The sequence below is a fragment of the Streptomyces sp. NPDC021212 genome, from assembly GCF_044332925.1.
Taxonomy (GTDB): domain Bacteria; phylum Actinomycetota; class Actinomycetes; order Streptomycetales; family Streptomycetaceae; genus Streptomyces.
In genome coordinates, this window is sequence record NZ_JBIRPZ010000008.1 from 408,997 (window position 1) to 427,090 (window position 18,094).

General features: G+C 72.3%; 11 protein-coding genes and 2 pseudogenes. 10 read left to right on the plus strand and 3 right to left on the minus strand.

Going from position 1 to position 18,094, the window contains the following annotated elements:
- Positions 1–25 precede the first annotated feature (25 nt).
- Both ACH4SI_RS23605 and ACH4SI_RS23610 read left to right on the plus strand, forming a co-directional pair.
- Positions 26–1,033 (plus strand): Lrp/AsnC family transcriptional regulator, encoded by a 1,008-nt coding sequence (locus ACH4SI_RS23605; protein WP_398298629.1) that lies wholly within the window; start codon positions 26–28, stop codon positions 1,031–1,033.
- A gap of 1,441 nt (positions 1,034–2,474) precedes the next feature.
- On the plus strand, positions 2,475–3,641 hold the full coding sequence (locus ACH4SI_RS23610; RefSeq protein WP_398298631.1) for a transglycosylase family protein: 1,167 nt from the start codon (positions 2,475–2,477) through the stop codon (positions 3,639–3,641).
- Positions 3,642–3,771: 130 nt separating this feature from the next.
- On the opposite strand, the gene ACH4SI_RS23615 is transcribed toward ACH4SI_RS23610, so the two are convergent.
- Together ACH4SI_RS23615 and ACH4SI_RS23620 are read right to left on the minus strand one after the other, a co-directional pair.
- Positions 3,772–4,467 carry a DUF429 domain-containing protein gene (locus ACH4SI_RS23615; protein ID WP_398298633.1) on the minus strand — a complete coding sequence of 232 codons (696 nt, stop codon included), beginning with the start codon at positions 4,465–4,467 and terminating at the stop codon, positions 3,772–3,774.
- Positions 4,468–4,502: 35 nt separating this feature from the next.
- Positions 4,503–5,708, minus strand: a complete 1,206-nt coding sequence (locus tag ACH4SI_RS23620) for an epoxide hydrolase family protein (protein ID WP_398298635.1) — start codon at positions 5,706–5,708, stop codon at positions 4,503–4,505.
- Positions 5,709–5,798: 90 nt separating this feature from the next.
- On the opposite strand from ACH4SI_RS23620, the gene ACH4SI_RS23625 reads away from it, so the two are divergent.
- The 5 genes and pseudogenes from ACH4SI_RS23625 (at position 5,799) to ACH4SI_RS23645 (ending at position 13,002) form a co-directional block, all read left to right on the plus strand.
- On the plus strand, positions 5,799–6,395 hold the full coding sequence (locus tag ACH4SI_RS23625; protein WP_398298637.1) for a DUF4291 domain-containing protein: 597 nt from the start codon (positions 5,799–5,801) through the stop codon (positions 6,393–6,395).
- Between the two features lie 166 nt (positions 6,396–6,561).
- Positions 6,562–8,645, plus strand: a pseudogene (locus ACH4SI_RS23630) (molybdopterin dinucleotide binding domain-containing protein); the annotation flags it as partial.
- Positions 8,642–9,409 (plus strand): 4Fe-4S dicluster domain-containing protein, encoded by a 768-nt coding sequence (locus ACH4SI_RS23635; RefSeq protein WP_398298639.1) that lies wholly within the window; start codon positions 8,642–8,644, stop codon positions 9,407–9,409. The pseudogene ACH4SI_RS23630 and the gene ACH4SI_RS23635, both read left to right, overlap by 4 nt.
- Positions 9,409–10,333 (plus strand): annotated as a pseudogene (gene nrfD / locus ACH4SI_RS23640) (NrfD/PsrC family molybdoenzyme membrane anchor subunit). Before ACH4SI_RS23635 ends, nrfD begins: the two are co-directional and overlap by 1 nt.
- Before the next feature lie 107 nt (positions 10,334–10,440).
- Positions 10,441–13,002, plus strand: coding sequence for an alpha-L-arabinofuranosidase C-terminal domain-containing protein (locus ACH4SI_RS23645; protein WP_398298641.1), 2,562 nt, complete (start codon positions 10,441–10,443; stop codon positions 13,000–13,002).
- 51 nt (positions 13,003–13,053) lie between these two features.
- Here the strand turns inward: ACH4SI_RS23645 and ACH4SI_RS23650 are convergent, their stop codons facing one another.
- Positions 13,054–13,809, minus strand: coding sequence for a GntR family transcriptional regulator (locus tag ACH4SI_RS23650; RefSeq protein ID WP_398298643.1), 756 nt, complete (start codon positions 13,807–13,809; stop codon positions 13,054–13,056).
- A gap of 106 nt (positions 13,810–13,915) precedes the next feature.
- Here ACH4SI_RS23650 and manD point away from each other — a divergent pair, with 106 nt between their 5' ends.
- From manD to ACH4SI_RS23665, 3 genes are all read left to right on the plus strand, one after another.
- Positions 13,916–15,133, plus strand: a complete 1,218-nt coding sequence (gene manD / locus ACH4SI_RS23655) for a D-mannonate dehydratase ManD (protein WP_398298645.1) — start codon at positions 13,916–13,918, stop codon at positions 15,131–15,133.
- Positions 15,130–16,554, plus strand: a complete 1,425-nt coding sequence (locus tag ACH4SI_RS23660; RefSeq protein ID WP_398298647.1) for a mannitol dehydrogenase family protein — start codon at positions 15,130–15,132, stop codon at positions 16,552–16,554. Before manD ends, ACH4SI_RS23660 begins: the two co-directional genes overlap by 4 nt.
- 68 nt (positions 16,555–16,622) lie before the next feature.
- Positions 16,623–18,005 (plus strand): MFS transporter, encoded by a 1,383-nt coding sequence (locus tag ACH4SI_RS23665; protein ID WP_398298650.1) that lies wholly within the window; start codon positions 16,623–16,625, stop codon positions 18,003–18,005.
- Positions 18,006–18,094: the final 89 nt, after the last annotated feature.

Below are 18,094 nucleotides of genomic sequence, written 5' to 3' on the forward strand. Positions count from 1 at the left end.
ACCAATCGCACGATAGATTCGGTCCATGCCGGAGACCTCCCCGCTGGACGATGCCGACCTCGACTTGGTGGCCGCCCTCCAGGTGGCCCCGCGCGCACCGCTCAGCGCGCTCGCCGATGTGCTCGGCAGCTCGGCCAGCACGGTCGGCCGCCGGCTGACCCGACTCGCGGACGAGCGGCTGCTGCGGGTCATCGGGCAGGTGGAGTGGCCGATGCTGGCCGAGGGCAACCCCATGCACATCTGGGTGGCCACCGTTCCCGGGCAGGCGCGGCAGGTGGCCGGCCGACTCGCCGAACTGCCCGAGATCCCGTTCGTGGCGACGACCACGGGACGCACCGATGTCTACTGCTCGCTGCACGCCACGCGCCGCGCCGGGGCACGGGAGCTGCTGATGAACCGGATCCCGTCCGTCCCCGGCATCCGGTCGGCCCACACCGAGCTGGTGCTGCGGGCCTCTGCCAAGTCGGACGCGTGGCGGCTGCGGAGGCTCCGCGACGACCAGCTGTGGGCGCTGCGGGAGGTGGCCGAACCACTGAACGAACCCGCCGAACCCGCCACCGTCGCCGACTTCGGCGCCGAGGAGCTGGGCGCGGTCGAACTGCTGCGCCACGACGGGCGGGCCAGCGCCGCCGAAGTGGCCCGCGCGCTCGGCATCAGCCGCTCCACCGCCTACCGGCTCACCCAGTCGCTGCTGCGGCGCGGTCTCGTACGACCCCGAGTGGAAATCGAGCCCGCACTGCTGGGGTACGCGCTGGAGGTGGTGGTCGAACTGCACGCGGCACCCGGAGCCATCCAGCAGGTGGCCGACGCCCTCGCCCGGCACCCCTCCGCACGCTACGTCTCGATCGTCGCGGGCACCTCGTCGGTGATCCACCACGGGGTGTTCCGGGACGAGGAGGGGCTGGCCGCCTTCCTCACACACGACTTGGCCGCCTTCCCCGGCATCACCGCGTGCGAGGTGTCGGTGATGCTCGACGTGCTGCGCCGCTACTGGATCGGCCGCGAGGACGGACGACTCGGCATCACGGGCTGACGCCCCGGGGACGGGGCAGGGGCCGGGGGCCGAGGGGTCCGACCGGCGTCCGAGGGCACGGCCCGGAGCGGCGTGCGCCCCCGGTCGTTCGTCCAGCGGCGCGGCGCACCGCCGGGTACGCCAGAAGGCCGACGGCGCGCGGCCGGTGACGACCGGCACGCGCCGTAGGCGCGCTGCACATCCTGGGGTACGGACGCCGTCGCGAGGATTCCTCGATGCGGCGGGCGATGCCGTACGGAAATGACGGCACCGGTGTCGCGGAGGCTCCCGGCGATCCGGGGTCAGGAGGCGATTATTCGGAACCGCTCCTGCGAGCGATCTCCCGTGATGAAGTCGATGTGAGGCAATGATATGCGCGTCGGCACGCCTCCGGCTATACAGGAAGCGCGTGATTCTCCGCCAGTTCCCGGCCGCTGTGGGGCAGCCGCCTTTTCGGAGAACTGGCGCGGTACGCGGGCGGCCCTGGAGGCGATGGACGGCGGGCGATTGGGCGGACGGTACGTCACGTCCAAGCTGTTGACCTCCGAGTTGTGCCGGTACAGGACCATCCTCTTGGCACCGGGCCAAAGCGGGGTGAGCGGCGCGGGGTGTTGGCCGGGGTTCTTCGGTCGCCGCGAACCGTATCCCGCGCCGAGGGGCAGCGGTGGCGCCGGGCCGGACCGGGCCGCGGGGGCATGTCGGGACCGGCACCGAGGCCGACGTCCACAGGCCCCTCCCCTGCGGCCGTTCCCCGCGGCCGGCGGCGGCCGGGCCGGGGCTCGGCCGCCGCCGCCGTTCTCCGGCCCGTATTGCCGTCCCCCTCTCCACCGGCCCTTCCCCTATTCCCCTTCTCCCGCCCGCCTCTCCGGCTTCCGGGCTTCCTTCCCGGCTTCGCGCCTTCCCAGCGTCCCCGCTTTCGCCGGGTCCGGCGGGGCCGAGCCGGCACGTCCTGTTCCCCGCCCGGTCCCCGCACTGCCAAGGGACCGATCTTGGCCGGGCGGCGGGAGCAATAGCGCTCCGACAAGATCCGCCCAACGCGGCCCGGACCGGACCGAACGGCCGCTCCCCGGCGCGGAATTCGGCCGCTCCCGCCAAGGTGATCGGCCGCTGGTCCAACAAGAAACCAATCCGCCGGAAAAGCGACTCCCACCGGGGCCGGCGGAAGAATGATTTTCCGTCGCCGCGGTCCGCACACGACGCGCGACGGAAGGTGATCTCGGGCTCGGCGCCCCGGCCGTCCCGTCAGCCCCGGGCCTGTCCGTGCGCCCCCCGGCCCTCCACGCGCCTTCCCTCGCACAGCTGACGGAGCGTCACCCGATCAGGGGGCGGGTTCCGGGAGCGCGCGGCACCCCGTGACCACCCCTGCGCCTTGTGACCGGCCGCCCCGGGCTGCGGTACTCGTACAGCCCGCCGGGCCTTCCGGGGGCGACGTCGAGAGCCGTTGTGGAGAGGAACCAGCCTCATGGCCGTACGAGGAAGTCACCGCCGCCCCGCATCGCCCAGCCGGGTCTCCCCGCTGTGCGCGGTCCTGACCGCGGGCAGCGTCGGCATCGTCCTGCCGTTCCTCAACACCGGCGCCGCCCAGGCGGCCCCGGTCGACACCTGGGACAAGGTCGCCGCCTGCGAGAGCGGCGGCAACTGGCGCATCAACACCGGCAACGGCTACTACGGCGGGCTGCAGTTCTCGCAGCACACCTGGGCCGCGTACGGCGGCACCCGGTACGCCCCGCGGGCCGACCTCGCCACCAAGGGCCAGCAGATCTCCGTGGCCGAGGCGGTGCTCCGCGCCCAGGGCCCGGGCGCCTGGCCGGTCTGCTCGGGCCGCGGCCGGCTGTCCCGGTCCGGTCCGCCCGCCGCCGAGGCGGCGAACCGCGGCGCCGCACGCGGCGCCGAGCCGCCCGCCAAGCACCACCCGAAGCGCACCGTCAAGCCATCCGGTAAACACAGCCCCCGGCGAGCGGCCGGGTCCGGGTCGGGATCTGGTTCGTACGCGGTGCGCAGCGGCGACACGCTGTCCCGCATCGCGACCCGCAGCTCGGTCAGCGGCGGCTGGAAGGCGCTGTACCACGCCAACCGCGGGACCATCGGCGGCAACCCGCATCTGATCCACCCGGGACAGCGGCTCACCCTGCCCTCGGGCAAGGTCCACCGGACCGCCGCCAAGCGCACGGCCGCCACTCCCCGCCACACCGCCCGGAAGGCCACGGCGCAGCGGTCCGCCGCGCACCGGCTCGCGGCGCCGGTCAACGGCCCGATCACCGCGGCGTACGGGGTGCGGGGCCCGCGCTGGGCGAGCGGCCATCACACCGGCGTGGACTACGCCGTGCCCATCGGCACGTCGGTGCACGCGGTGGCCCCGGGCACCGTGGTGGCCGCGGGGTGGGCCGGTGCGTTCGGCTACCAGGTGGTCCTCCGGCACGCCGATGGGCTGTACACGCAGTACGCGCAACTGTCGGCGCTGACGGTACGCACCGGCCAGAGCGTCGGCACGGGGCTCCGGATCGGCCGGTCGGGGAACACCGGCAACGCCACCGGCCCGCATCTGCACTTCGAGGTGCGCACCACCCCGCGCTACGGGTCGGACGTCGACCCGGACGCCCATCTCCGCCCGTACGGCATCGGCGCCTGACGTCCGCCGACGGCCCCCGGCACGCGCGCGGCTCCGGCTGAGCGCCGCTGAAGACCATTTCCGGGGGTGGGGGAAAGGGAGGCCGCCCGAGGCACGGCTCGGGCGGCCTCCCGCCGTCCGCTGCCGGCGGTCAGTACCAGATGGCGATCGGCCGCCCCGTGTCGGATTTCTCCGGCGGAGCGGGCAGGCTCACGGCAGTGCCGAGCGCGATGCGGTGGGCGCTCCAGGCCGCCGCCGCGGCGTCGAGGACGTCGTCGGACGGCACCCGCCCCGCCGGGCCGAGGTCGTCGGGCAGCACGATGCCCCGGCCTTCGAGCAGACGGCGGCGCACGGCCTGGCCGTTCCAGCCCTTCTTGCTCCAGGCGACCGGCGCGCCGCCCCGCATGGCAGCGAAGGAGACCTCGGGATGGACCTCGTGGAGCCGGTGATCTCCACTGTCCCGGCAGGCGTTGGCCTCGCGCAGCTTCGCCGCCAGCCCCCACGACTGACGGCTGAGCCCCGCCCCGGTCAGCTGTCGGCAGCAGGCGTTCGCCGCGTCGTAGCCGGGCTGCTCCCAGACCTCCCGCGGTGGCACCGGGAAGACCCGCGACCGATGCGGCCCCAGCCGTTCGGCGGCCAGCCCCTCGGCGCGGCGCCGCCCGGACTCCAGCAGCCCCAGCGGCATGTCGACCGCGACCACGGCCGCGTCCCCCACCCGGGCCAGCAGATCGCTCAGCCCGCCGGCCGTCTCGGCACCGGCGAACGCGCCGCCGCGCAGAGTCACCGCGACCCAGCCGGAGCGGCAGGCGTCCACCCCGACGACGGCCGGTGCGGCGCCTTCGGCCACGGGCGGAACGGGCACACCTTCGCGAGCGGAGCCCATCAGCCCGTCACCGCCGACCGGTAGGGGCGGAAGAACGTGCGCAGCTCCTCCGCGTACAGCTCGGGCTCCTCGAACGGCGCGAAGTGCCTGCCGCGCGCGGGCTCGGTCACGCGCACCACGTTCGCCGTGCGGTCGAGCCATGCCCGCGGCGGACGGACGATGTCGCCGCGGAAGAGCGAGAACCCGGACGGCACCTCGACGCGGCGGGTGAGCTGCGCGGGCGGGATCGCGGCGTTCGCGCTGTACATGCGCATCGACGAGCCGATCGTCCCGGTGAGCCAGTGCAGGGTGACGTTCGTGAGGATCTCGTCCTTGGTGAAGCTCCGCTCGATGTCGCCGCCGCAGTCGCTCCACGCCCGGAGCTTCTCGACGATCCACGCGGCCGGCCCGGCCGGTGAGTCGGTGAGCCCGAAGGCGGCGGTCTGCGGCTTGGTGCGGTGCATGACGCCGTAGCCGCCCTCGGACGCGCCCCAGGCCGCGACGGAATCGAACCAGGCGCGCTCCTCGCGCGTGAGGTCCGCCGGGTCGCCGGTGAAGACGGGCAGGCCCCCGTCCATGCGGTGGACGGCCACGACGCGGTCGGGGTGGTCGAGCGCGAGGTAGCGGCTCACGTGGCTGCCGATGTCCCCGCCCGCCGCGCCGAACCGCTCGTAGCCGAGGACACCCATCAGTTCGGCCCAGAGACCGGCGACGGCGATGGAGTCGAGCGGCGCGCCGACGGGGCGGTCGGAGTACCCGTAGCCGGGCATGTCGGGCACGACCACGTCGAACGCGTCGGCGGGGTCGGCTCCATGGGCGCCGGGGTCGGTGAGGAGCGGTATGACCTTCGCGTAGCGCCAGAACGAGTCCGGCCAGCCGTGGCCGAGGACCAGCGGCAGGGCAGGCCCGGCCGACGCGGCGGCCGCCCGCGCGTGCACGAAGGGGGCACCTCCCAGCGGTAGCCGGGGGAGGATCCCGAGGCCGCCGAGCCGGACGCGGAAGCGGGGAAGCCGGGCGAGGGCCGCCTCCTGCGTCGGCCAGTCGAATCCTTCGGCCCAGTAGGCGACGAGTTCGCCGAGGTGGGCGAGGTCGGTCCCGAGGGTCCATCCGGCGTCCTCGGGCGCGTCCGGCCAGCGCGTCGCGCGCAACCGCGCCCGGAGGTCCGCGAGCGCCTCGGGGTCGGTCTGCTGGACGAACGGCTCGGGCCGTGACGGCACATCGGACATGACGCTCACCGTACACGCGGCGCGTCGCTGTCTTCGCCCCGCTGAAATTCGGTGGCCGGACACCGCCGTCCCCGTACAGGCTTGCTGGTCATGGAACACCCGTCCCACCAGATCCGCGCACAGCACACCCCTACCACGGTCACCGTCTACCAGGCGTACGCCCCGCACATCGGCCTGCCCGCGGCCCGCGACGGCCGGTTCCCCGCAGCCTGGAAGAGGGACCGGATGACCTGGATCAAACCGTCGTTCCTGTGGATGATGTACCGCTGCGGCTGGGGTCTGAAGGAGGGCCAGGAAACGGTCCTGGCCGTCGAGATCACCCACGAGGGCTTCGCCTGGGCGCTGCGCAACGCCTGCCTGTCCCATTACGTACGCGGCCTCCACCCCGACCAGGCGGCCTGGAAGCGCCAACTGCACCGGTCCCCCACCCGGGTCCAGTGGGACCCGGAACGCGACCTCCACCTGCGGCCGCTCCCGTACCGCTCCCTCCAGCTCGGCCTGGCGGGCGAGGCGGCCCGCCGGTACGCGGACGAGTGGACGGTGTCCATCACCGATGTCACCCCGCTCGCCCGCGAGGTCCACGCCCTCGTCCGGGCGGGCGACCTCGACGCGGCGGCCGAGCGGCTCCCCGAGGAACGCCCCTACCCGGCGGCCGATGGCCTCCTCTCCCACCTTCACGGCGCGTAGCCGACGCATCCGGCGGCAGCCGGGGGGTGAAAGCCGTCGCTACGGGACCCATGCGCCCGTATCCGGCCATGCGCGTGGCCCGAGCGACGGGAAGGACAGGCGATGGGCGTGCGTACCTGGGTCCAGGAATGGCCCGTCTACCGGCAGCTGAGGAACCGACCCGCTCGGCCGCGGAGCCGCCCCCATCTCGGACGACACCCACACCGACCGCACGCTGAAGCACCCGCGCTGTGTCTACCAAATCCTCAAACGCCACTTCGCCCGCTATACGCCCGAACTGGTCGAGGAGACCTGCGGCATTCCGCGCGAGACCTTCCTTGAGGTGTGCCGGGCCCTGGTGGAGAACTCCGGGCGGGACCGCACCTCGGAGTTCGTGTACGCGGTGGGCTGGACCCAGCACACCGTGGGCGCCCAGTACATCCGCACCGCCTGCATCCTCCAGCTGCTCCTGGGCAACATCGGCCGCCCCGGCGGCGGCATCCAGGCGCTGCGCCGCCGCACGCGCACCAGGACGAGGACCTGGACACCTTCACGGAGGCGGTGAAGGCGGACAAGGGCTTCTGGGGCAACATGCGCGCGTACGTCGTCAGCCTGCTCAAGTCGTACTTCGGCGACGCGGCGCGCGCGGACAACGACTACTGCTTCGGCCATCTGCCCCGGCTGACCGGCTCCCACAGCACCTACGACACCGTGCTGGCGCAGCTCGACGCGGTGTGCAAGGGCTACTTCCTGATGGGTGAGAACCCCGCCGTGGGGTCGGCCAACTCCACGATGCGGCGGCTGGGAATGGCCAACCTCGACTGGCTGGTGGTCCGCGACTTCTCCCTCATCGAGTCCGCCACCTGGTGGAAGGACGGCCCGGAGATCGAGACCGGGGAGCTGCGCAGCGAGGACATCGCCACCGAGGTGTTCTTCTTCCCCGCCGCCGCCCACACCGAGAAGGCGGGCTCCTTCACCAACACCAACCGGACACTGCAGTGGCACTTCCCCGCCAAGGAGCCGGACGGCGACGCGCGCAGCGATCTGTGGCTCATGTACCACCTGGGCCGGCGGATCCGGGAGCGGCTGGCGGGGTCCACCGATCCCATGGACCGGGCCATTCTCGACCTGACCTGGGACTACCCCACCGAAGGGCCGCTGGCCGAGCCCGTCGCCGAGGCCGTGCTCGCCGAGATCAACGGCCGTGCCGCGGACGGCACCCCGCTCAGCGCGTACACCCAGCTCAAGGACGACGGATCCACCTCCTGCGGCTGCTGGATCTACTGCGGTGTGTACGCCGACGGCGTCAACCAGGCCGCGCGCCGCAAGCCGCACACCGAACAGGACTGGATCGCCGCCGAATGGGCCTGGTCCTGGCCCGCCAACCGCCGCATCCTCTACAACCGCGCCTCGGCCGACCCCTCCGGCGCGCCATGGAGCGAGCGCAAGGCGCTGGTGTGGTGGGACGAGGGCGAGGGGCGCTGGACCGGCCATGACATCCCGGACTTCATTCCCGACCGGGCGCCGTCGTACCGGCCACCCGAGGACGCGAAGGGTCCGGACGCGCTCAGCGGGGTGGACCCGTTCATCATGCAGGCCGACGGCAAGGGCTGGCTGTACGCACCGGCCGGGCTGGTGGACGGGCCGCTGCCGGTGCACTACGAACCGCAGGATTCGCCCGTGCGCAATCCGCTCCACCCCGAGCAGCAACGCAGCCCGGTCCGGCAGGTGTCCTCCCGGGAGCACAACCGCTTCCATCCCAGCGGCGGTGCCCCCGGCAGCGAGATCTTCCCGTACATCATCACCACGTACCGGCTCACCGAACACTTCACGGCGGGCGGGATGACCCGCTGGACCCCGTACCTCGCCGAGTTGCAGCCGGAGATGTTCTGCGAGGTCTCCCCCGAACTGGCCGCCGAGCTGGGCCTGGAACATTCCGGCTGGGCGACGCTGGTGAGCGCGCGCGGGGTGATCGAGGCCAGAGTGCTGGTCACCGAGCGAATGTCCCCGCTCAGGGTCGGGGGCCGCACGGTGCACCAGATCGGGCTGCCGTACCACTGGGGTCCCAACGGTTACGCGCGCGGCGACGCGGCCAACGAGCTGTCCGCCATCGCGCTCGACCCGAACGTACAGATCCAGGAGGTGAAGGCGCTGACCGCCGACATCCGCCCGGGCCGCCGCCCCCGTGGCCCGGAACTGACCGCCCTGCTGAACACCTATCGGCGGCACGCCGGTATCACGGAGCAGACGGGGATGGATGTGCGGGGATGACGGACGGGCAGGAGCCGAAGGGCTCGCTCATCGGCCGCAATCTGTTGGCCGGAGCCGAAGCGGATCCCGCCGGGGACTCCGGTCACGAGGGGCATCCGCCCCGGATGGGCTTCTTCACCGACACCTCCGTGTGCATCGGCTGCAAGGCGTGCGAGGTGGCGTGCAAGGAGTGGAACGCCATCCCGGAGGACGGTCTTGAGTTCACCGGCATGAGTTACGACAACTCCCAGGGCCTGGACGGATCCACCTGGCGCCATGTGGCCTTCATCGAGCAGAACAAGGACGTGTGCCCCACCGGCTCGCTCTTCCGCACCGAGTTCGGCACCGTGGTGGTCCAGGAGGACATCTGCAACGGCTGCGGCTACTGCGTCCCCACGTGTCCGTTCGGGGTCATCGACCAGCGTCCCGAGGACGGCCGGGTGTTCAAGTGCACCCTGTGTTACGACCGGCTCGGCGCGGGCCAGGAACCGGCCTGCGCCAAGGCGTGCCCCACCGAGTCCATCCAGTTCGGTCCGCTGGACGAGCTGCGGGAGCGCGCCGCCGCCCGGCTGTACGGCCACGATCCCGAGGACGGGGCGGGCGGCGACGGCGCGTTCTTCCTGCTGCTGGACGAGCCGGAGGTGTACGGGCTGCCGCCGGACCCGGTCGTCACCACCCGCGATCTGCCCGCGATGTGGCGGCACGCCGGGGCCGCGGGGCTGACGCTCCTCGGCGGGATGGCCGCGGTGTTCGCGGTGCACGGCCGGAACGGAGGGAAGCGCTGATGGGCGACCGTGAGGGGCGCAAGGGGCGCAAGGGCCGCAAGGGGCGGCGCGGCGAGCAGCTGATGGTCCCGGAGGCCGAGTTCACCTCGTACTACGGCAAGCCGATCCTCAACCCGCCCACCTGGCAGGCCCGGGACATCGCCGGGTACTTCTTCCTCGGCGGCCTCGCGGGCGCCGGGTCGGTGCTCGCGGCGGGCGCCGGGCTGACCGGCCGTCCGGGCATGGCCCGGGCGCTGAAGGTCTCGTCGCTGGTGTCCGTCTCGGGTTCCGCCGCCGCCCTGGTCCACGACCTCGGTCGGCCCGGGCGCTTCGCCCACATGCTGCGGGTGTTCAAGCCGACGTCGCCGATGAGCGTCGGTTCCTGGCTGCTCGCCGCGTACCGGCCGGGCGGCCACGGCGGTGGCCGCCACGCTGGGCCCGGCGGTCGCGTCGTACACGGCGGTGCTGGCCGCCGATACCGCGGTCCCCGGCTGGCACGACGGCTATCGCGAACTGCCGTATGTCTTCGTGGGTTCGGCCGCGGCGGCGGCCGGTGGCATGGCGCTGATCGCCTCGCCGGTCGCGGAGAACGGCCCGGCGCGCGGTGCCGCGCTGTTCGGTACGGCGCTGGAGGCCGCGGCCGTGCGGGCGATGGAGCGGCGGCTCGGGATCGTCGCCGAGACGTACCGCGAGGGGACGGCGGGGCGGCTCATGCGCGCCGCGAAGGGGCTCGGTGCGGCGGGCGCGCTGGGCGGGGCGCTGCTCGGCCGCCGCAACCGCACCGCTGCGGTCCTCAGTGGCACGGCCCTGCTGGCGGCCTCGGCGTGCACCCGCTTCGGTGTGTTCCACGCCGGAATGCGCTCGGCCGAGGACCCGAAGTACACCGTGGTCCCGCAGCGCGAGCGGGTGGCGGCGCGGGAGCGGCGGGAGGCACCGCTGAACTGAGGCACTTGTCCGTGGCGTTGACGCGCCCTGCCCTCCCCCTTATCTTTCGTTCGAAGTTCTGAGCGACGTACGGGATTTCGAACGACACGATTCGGAACGGGAGACGCATGCCCCGCACACGCTGGAGACTCGGCCTCACCATCGGCGCTCTGCTCGCCGGTACCGTCACCGCCGTCCCCACGGCCGCCACCGGCGCTCCCGCGCACCAAGCGGCCAACACCACCGACTACACGCTGTCCGTCGACCGGACCGCCAAGGGCCCGGCGATCGACGACTCGATGTACGGGGTGTTCTACGAGGACATCAACCGCGCGGCCGACGGCGGTCTGTACGCCGAGCTGGTCCAGAACCGGTCCTTCGAGTACGACCCCGCCGACCACTCCTCGTTCACCCCCATGACCGCGTGGGCCGAGACCGCGACCGGCGGCGCCACCGGCGGGGCCAAGGTCGTGGACGACGACGGCCGGCTCAACGAGCGCAACCGGCGTTATCTGCGGCTGACACTCGACGGCACCGGCGGATCGGCGGGCCGGTACGGGGTGACCAACTCCGGTTACACCACCGGGATGGCCATCAAGGCGGGCGAGCGTTACGACTTCTCGGTGTGGGCGCGCACCGACCAGGCGTCCGGAACTCCGCTGACCATCGGCCTCGGCGACGGCTCCGGCAGCGACACCCTCGCGCGACCGCTCCGCGCCACCGTGCGCGGCGACCGCTGGGCCAAGTACACCGGCACCCTCACCGCCACCACCTCCAGCAGCGCCGGGCGGCTCACGGTCGCCGCGGGCGGCGGCGGCACGCTGCGGCTCGATATGGTCTCGCTCTTCCCCCGCGACACCTACAAGCACCGCCCGAACGGCCTGCGCAAGGATCTCGCGGAGAAGATCGCCGCGCTGAAGCCGGGCTTCCTGCGCTTCCCGGGCGGCTGCCTGGTGAACACCGGCAGCCACGAGGCGTACGAGGCGCCCGACTGGCCGCGCAAGCGCTCCTACCAGTGGAAGGACACCGTAGGACCGGTCGAGCAGCGGGCGGTCAACGCCAACGTCTGGGGCTACAACCAGTCCTACGGCATCGGCTACTACGAGTACTTCCAGTTCGCCGAGGACATCGGCGCGATGGCGCTGCCGGTGGTGCCCGCGCTGGTCACCGGCTGCGGCCAGAACAAGGCCACCGACGACCCGGCACTGCTGAAGCGCCACATCCAGGACACCCTGGACCTCATCGAGTTCGCCAACGGGCCGGTGACCTCGACCTGGGGCAAGCTGCGGGCGAAGATGGGCCATCCGAAGCCGTTCGGCCTGACCCATCTGGAGGTCGGGAACGAGGAGAACCTGCCGGACGAGTTCTTCGCGCGGTTCACCGAGTTCCGCAAGGCCATCGAGGCCAAGTACCCCGACATCACGGTGATCAGCAACGCCGGTCCCGACGACAGCGGGCAGACCTTCGACCGCGCCTGGGCGCTGAACCGGGCGGCGGGCGTCGACATGGTCGACGAGCACTACTACAACAGCCCGCAGTGGTTCCTGGAGAACAACCGGCGCTACGACAGCTACGACCGCTCGGGCCCGAAGGTGTTCCTCGGTGAGTACGCCTCGCAGGACAACAAGTGGTACAACGCGCTCACCGAAGCGGCGTACATGACGGGCCTGGAGCGCAACGCCGACGTGGTCAAGCTGGCCTCGTACGCCCCGCTGCTGGCGAACGAGAACGCGGTGCAGTGGCGGCCCGACATGATCTGGTTCGACAACTCCGCCTCCTGGGGCTCGACCAGCTACGAGACGCAGAAGCTGTTCATGAACAACGTCGGGGACGAGGTGGTGCCGAGCAAGGCGTCCGCCACCCCCGCCCCCAGCGAGCCGATCAGCGGCGCCGTCGGCCTGTCGACGTGGGCCACGAGCGCGGCGTACGACGACGTCAAGGTGACCGCCGCGGACGGTTCGACCCTGCTGAGCGACGACTTCTCGGGCGATGACCGGAAGTGGACCAGGGCCACCGGCACCGGCTCGTGGAAGGTCCAGGACGGTGCGTACGTCCAGTCCGACGACACCGCCGAGAACACCATGGTCACGGCGGGCGACAAGGCGTGGCGCGACTACGACCTGCGGGTGAAGGCGACGAAGAAGTCCGGCAAGGAGGGCTTCCTCATCGCGTTCGGGGTCAAGGACACCGGCAACTACTACTGGTGGAACCTCGGCGGCTGGGGCAACACCCGCTCCGCAGTGGAGAAGGCGGTGGGCGGCGCCAAGCAGACGATGACCGAGGACGCCACGAAGATCGAGACGGGGCGGACCTACGACGCCCGCGTCGAGGTGCGCGGCCGTCAGGTGACGCTGTACCTGGACGGCAAGAAGTGGGGCGGCTTCACCGACGACAAGGTGGCCGAGCCGTTCCGCCAGGTGGTCACGCGGGACAAGGCCACCGGTGAACTGATCGTCAAGGTCGTCAACGCCCAGAGCACGGCCGCCCGCACCCGCATCGACCTGGGCGAGGGCAAGGTGGCGCGGACGGCGCGGCTGACCACGCTCCAGGGCGCGCCGGAGGCGGTCAACACCGCCACCGAGCAGCCGGTCAAGCCGGTCCGGTCCAAGCTGGACGAGGTGGCGAACACCTTCACGTACACCTTCCCGGCGGACTCGGTTACCTTCATGCGGATCAAGACCAAGGGCTGAGACGCGCAGGTCGCGGGGCGGGTCCACACCGGGCCCGCTCCGTTTGCCGTGTCAGTCCTCGCGGGCGGTGGCACGCCGGGGGCTCTCCCGGCGCGGCTTGAGCGGGGCGTCCTGGTCGCTGAACAGCTCCGGGTGCTTGGCGCGGATCTTCTCCACGTCGCTGAAGACCAGCCGCAGATGCGAGCGCAGCGCCTCGTCGGCCCGGTCCAGATCGCCCTCCTCCAGCAGGTCGACCACCTCGCGGTGCTGGCCGATCAGCAGGGACATCTGCTGGGTCAGCGGCAGCGAGAGCCGCCGGGCCCGGTCCAGCTGGGCCTTGGCCTGACCGACCACCGGCCATGCCGAGCCGTGTCCGCTCACCGTCATCAGCCGCTGGTGGAACTGCTCGTCCAGCTCGAAGAAGCCCGCCATGTCGGACTGCGCGTCGGCCTCCTCCTGCGCGGTGAGCAGCACCCGCAGCTCCGCCACGTCGCGCGCGGTGGCCCTGCCGACGGCGTCGCGCAGCGCCGCACACTCCAGCGCCTCCCGGATGAACTGGGCGGAGGCCACATCGCGCTCGCGGATGCGCGAGATGAACGTGCCCATCTGCGGATAGATATCCACCAGCCCCTCGTCGGCGAGGAGGATCAGGCTCTCCCGGACGGGGGTGCGGCTGACGCCCAGCTCGGCCGCCAGGTCGTTCTCCGATACGGCCGAGCCGGGGGCCAGCTCCAGGCCGACGATGCGCGAGCGCAGCACCTCATGGACGAGCTGCCGGGTGTTGCGCCCCCGGGAGCGTGCCGCGTGCAGTCCCTCCGCCGATGCCATCGGACCCCTTCCGAACCCTTGACGCGTCTCGCTGACGTACTTGTATGGTAGCCGACCAATGGCCCGGGCTCCACCCCGGAGCCGGCGCAGTGAGGAGCCCACACACATGGCCACGATCACGGAGGCGACGGTCATCGTCACCTCTCCCGGTCGCAACTTCGTGACCCTGAAGGTGACCACGTCCGAGGGCGTGACCGGTCTCGGCGACGCGACGCTGAACGGACGCGAGCTGGCGGTCGCCTCCTATCTGGAGGACCATCTCGTCCCGCTGCTGATCGGCCGCGACCCCGCCCGCATCGAGGACATGTGGCAGTACCTCTACAAGGGGGCGTACTGGCGCCGCGGCCCGGTGACCATGACCGCGATCGCGGCGGTCGACACCGCGCTGTGGGACATCAAGGGCAAGGTCGCCGGGATGCCGGTGTACGACCTGCTGGGCGGCAAGGCCCGCGAGGGCGCCATGGTCTACGGCCACGCCAGCGGCGGCGACATCCCCGAGCTGCTCGACGACGTCGCGAACTTCCAGGAGATGGGCTACCGCGCGATCCGCGCCCAGGCCGCCGTCCCCGGTTCGCCCGGGACCTACGGCATCCGCCACGGCACGGTCGCCACCGTCTACGAGCCCGCCACCGGCGCCCTCCCCGAGGAGCAGCCGTGGTCGACCGAGGCGTATCTGGACTTCGCACCGCGCTATCTGGAGGCGGTCCGCGAGCGGTTCGGCTTCGACTTCCACCTGCTGCACGATGTGCACCACCGGCTCAGCCCCACCGAGGCTGGGCGGCTCGGCCGCAGCGTGGAGGATCTGCGGCTGTTCTGGATGGAGGACCCCACCCCCGCCGAACTCCAGGACTCCTTCCGCCAGATCCGCCAGTCCACCACCACCCCGATCGCGGTCGGCGAGGTCTTCAACTCCATCTGGGACTGCCAGCAGCTCATCACCGAGCGGCTCATCGACTACATCCGCGCCTCGGTCGTGCACGCCGGCGGCATCACCCATCTGCGGCGGATCTTCCACCTCGCCGAGCTCTACCAGGTGCGCACCGGTTCGCACGGCGCCACCGATCTGTCACCGGTGAGCATGTCCGCCGCCGTCCATCTGGACGTCACCGTCCCCAACTTCGGCATCCAGGAGTACATGGCGCACGACCCGCTCACCCATGAGGTGTTCCGCCCGACGTACGAGCTGCGCGACGGCGCGCTGCGCCCCTCCGAGGCGCCCGGTCTCGGCATCGAGCTGGACGAGGAGGCGGCCGCCCACTTCCCGTACGACCCGAAGTACCTGCCGGTGAGCCGCCGTACCGACGGGTCGGTGCACGACTGGTGAGCACCGCACAGCGGCTGTCCCTGGCCACCCTGCCCGCCGTACCGGCAGCGCTCCGCCCGCCGGTCGATCCGCGGGCGCTGCGCCCGCGGATCGTGCACCTGGGGATCGGCGCCTTCCACCGCGCCCACCAGGCCCTCGCCACGCAGACCGCCGAGGCGGCGCACGGCGGCGGATGGGGCATCGCCGGGGTCACCCAGCGCAGCCGGGCGGTGGTGGACGCGCTGCGCCCGCAGGACGGGCTGTACTCGTTCACCGAGCGGCGGCCCGATGGCCCGGTCACCGGCGTGGTCGGCGCGGTCACCGAGGTGCTGCACGCCGCCGACGACAGCGCCCGGCTGAGCGAGCTGCTGGCCTCGGCGGACGTCACCGTGGTGACGCTCACCGTGACCGAGAAGGGCTACCGGCGCGACCCGGCCGACGGCGGTCTGGCGCTGGAGGACCCCCTCGTACGCGCCGACCTCGCGGGCGCCCCCGCCCCCGCCACCGTCGTCGGCCGACTCGCCGCCGGGCTGCGCGCCCGGCTGCGGGCGGGCGGCGCGCCGCTGTCGGTGGTGTCCTGCGACAACATGGCGGCCAACGGCGCGGTCCTGCGGCGTCTGGTACGGGACTTCGTGGCGGCGAGCGCATGGGACGAGCGTGATCGCCTCCTCGACTGGATGACCGGCTCGGTGGCCTTCCCCGCCACCGTCGTCGACCGCATCGTGCCCGCCACCACCGACGCCGACCGCGAGACCGCGGCCCGGGCGCTCGGCGTGGCGGACGAGGGCGCGGTGACCGGCGAACCGTTCACCCAGTGGGTGCTCCAGGACATCTTCGCCACCGACCGCCCGCGCTGGGAGGAGGCGGGTGCCCGGTTCGTCGCCGACGTGGCCCCGTACCAGTCCGCCAAGCTCCGGCTGCTCAACGGCGCCCACTCGCTCATCGCCTACCGCGGCCTCGCCGAGGGCTGCGAGACCGTGGCCGACGTTCTCGCCACGCCCTGGGGCGAGACGGCCGTGCGCGCGTACTGCGCGGAGGCGGCACAGAGCCTGCCCCCGGCCGAGGGCCTGGACCTGCCCGCATACATCGACAGCCTCGTCGTCCGGTTCGCCAACCCCGCCATGCACCACCGGATCCGGCAGATCGCCATGGACGGATCGCTGAAGATCCCCGAACGGTGGCTGGCCCCGCTGCGCGAGCTGCGCGCCGCCGGACGGGACACCCCGGAACTGGTGTCGGCCCTCGCCGCCTGGGCCCGCGTCACCCGCGACCATCCCTTGGACGACCCCCAGGCCGAAGCGCTGCGCCGAGCCTGGGGCCGGCCCGCGCGCGACGCCCTGCGCCGCCTGCTGAGCCTGCTGGGCGCCGACGGCCTCGCCGACGACACCTCCCTGATCACCTCCGTGGCAGCGGAGCTGCGCTCCGGCGCCCGGCCGCGCTGACCTCGCGCCCCCCTTCGGCACCCCCAGCACCACCCCCTCAGCACCACCCCTTCAAAGGAGAGCCGCCCTTGAAGACCCCCAGAGTCGCGACCGCCACGGACCAGCCACCCCAGGACAGGGCCACCTCCGCGCCACCGCGCCCGCGCGGCCTGCGCCACAACACCCGCTGGCTGATGGCCTTCCTCTGCTTCCTCGGCATGACCGTCAACTACATCGACCGCGCCACCATCTCCATCTCCCTGCCCTACATGACCGATGATCTGCACATCGGCCCCGAGTGGCAGGGCGTCATCCTCAGCATGTTCTTCGTGACCTACGCGCTGGGCCAGCTGCCCGCCGGGGCGCTGATCGACCGGTACGGCGAGAAGAAGATGTTCGCGCTCGGCGGGCTGCTCTGGTCGGTGGTCACCATCGCCACCGGATTCGTCCGGGGCATCGGCAGCCTGCTGGTCGCGCGGCTGGCGCTTGGCGCGGGCGAGGCCCCGGCGTACCCCTCGTGCGCCAAGTCCGTCTCCCGCTGGTTCCCGGTCCGCGAACGGGCGCTGGCCAACAGCGTCTGGGACAACGGCGCCCGGGCCGGCACCGCGGTCGCCGCCCCCGTGGTGACCGCGCTGATCGCCTGGCAGGGCTGGCGGATGGCGTTCTGGGTCACCGGCGCGGTCGCCCTGCTGTGGGTCGCGCTGTGGCTCAAGACCTACCGCGAGCCCTCGGCGACCGACGGGATCAGCGCCGAGGAGCGCGCCTACGTCGCGGCGGGCGGCGCCCGGCTGGAGGAGACCCCCGCCGAGAAGACGGCCGGGGAGACGGCGCCGGACGAGCCCGCGGTGCGCTGGCGCGACCTGTTCCGGTACCGCACGGTCTGGGGCATGATGATCGGCTTCTTCTGCCTCAACTACGTGATCTACTTCTTCATCACCTGGTTCCCCAGCTACCTCGTCGACGCCCGCGGCTTCGACCTGCTGAAGCTCGGCTTCTACGGCGCCTTGCCCGGCCTCGTCGCCATCGGCGGCAGCCTGCTCGGCGGCTGGACCAGCGACACCCTGCTCCGCCGCGGCTGGTCGGTCACCCGGGCCCGCAAGACCTGCCTGGTGTGCGGGATGCTCTTCTCCTCCGTCATCGCCTTCGCCGTGCTCGTCCCGAGCGCCATGTGGGCCCTCACTCTGCTGTCCGTGAGCTACGCGAGCCTCGCCTTCTCCGCCGCCTCGGTGGCCAGTCTGCCCGCCGACGTGGCGCCCACCCCGCGCCATGTGGCCTCGCTCGGCGGCATCCAGAACTTCGCGTCCAACCTGGCCGGTGTGCTCGGCTCGACCACCACCGGACTGCTGCTGGGCTTCTTCCACCACTCGTTCGTCGCACCGCTGATGCTGTCCGGCGCGCTGTGCGTGGTCGGCGCCCTCACCTATGGCCTGGTCATCAAGCGTGTCGAGCCTCTGCGGGTGTCCGCCGCCTGAGACCCTCTCACTTCCGCACGTACCAGGAGAGCCACCCCGATGAAGGACGCCACCGCCGCCGTCCTGCACGGCCCCGAGGATGTGCGCAT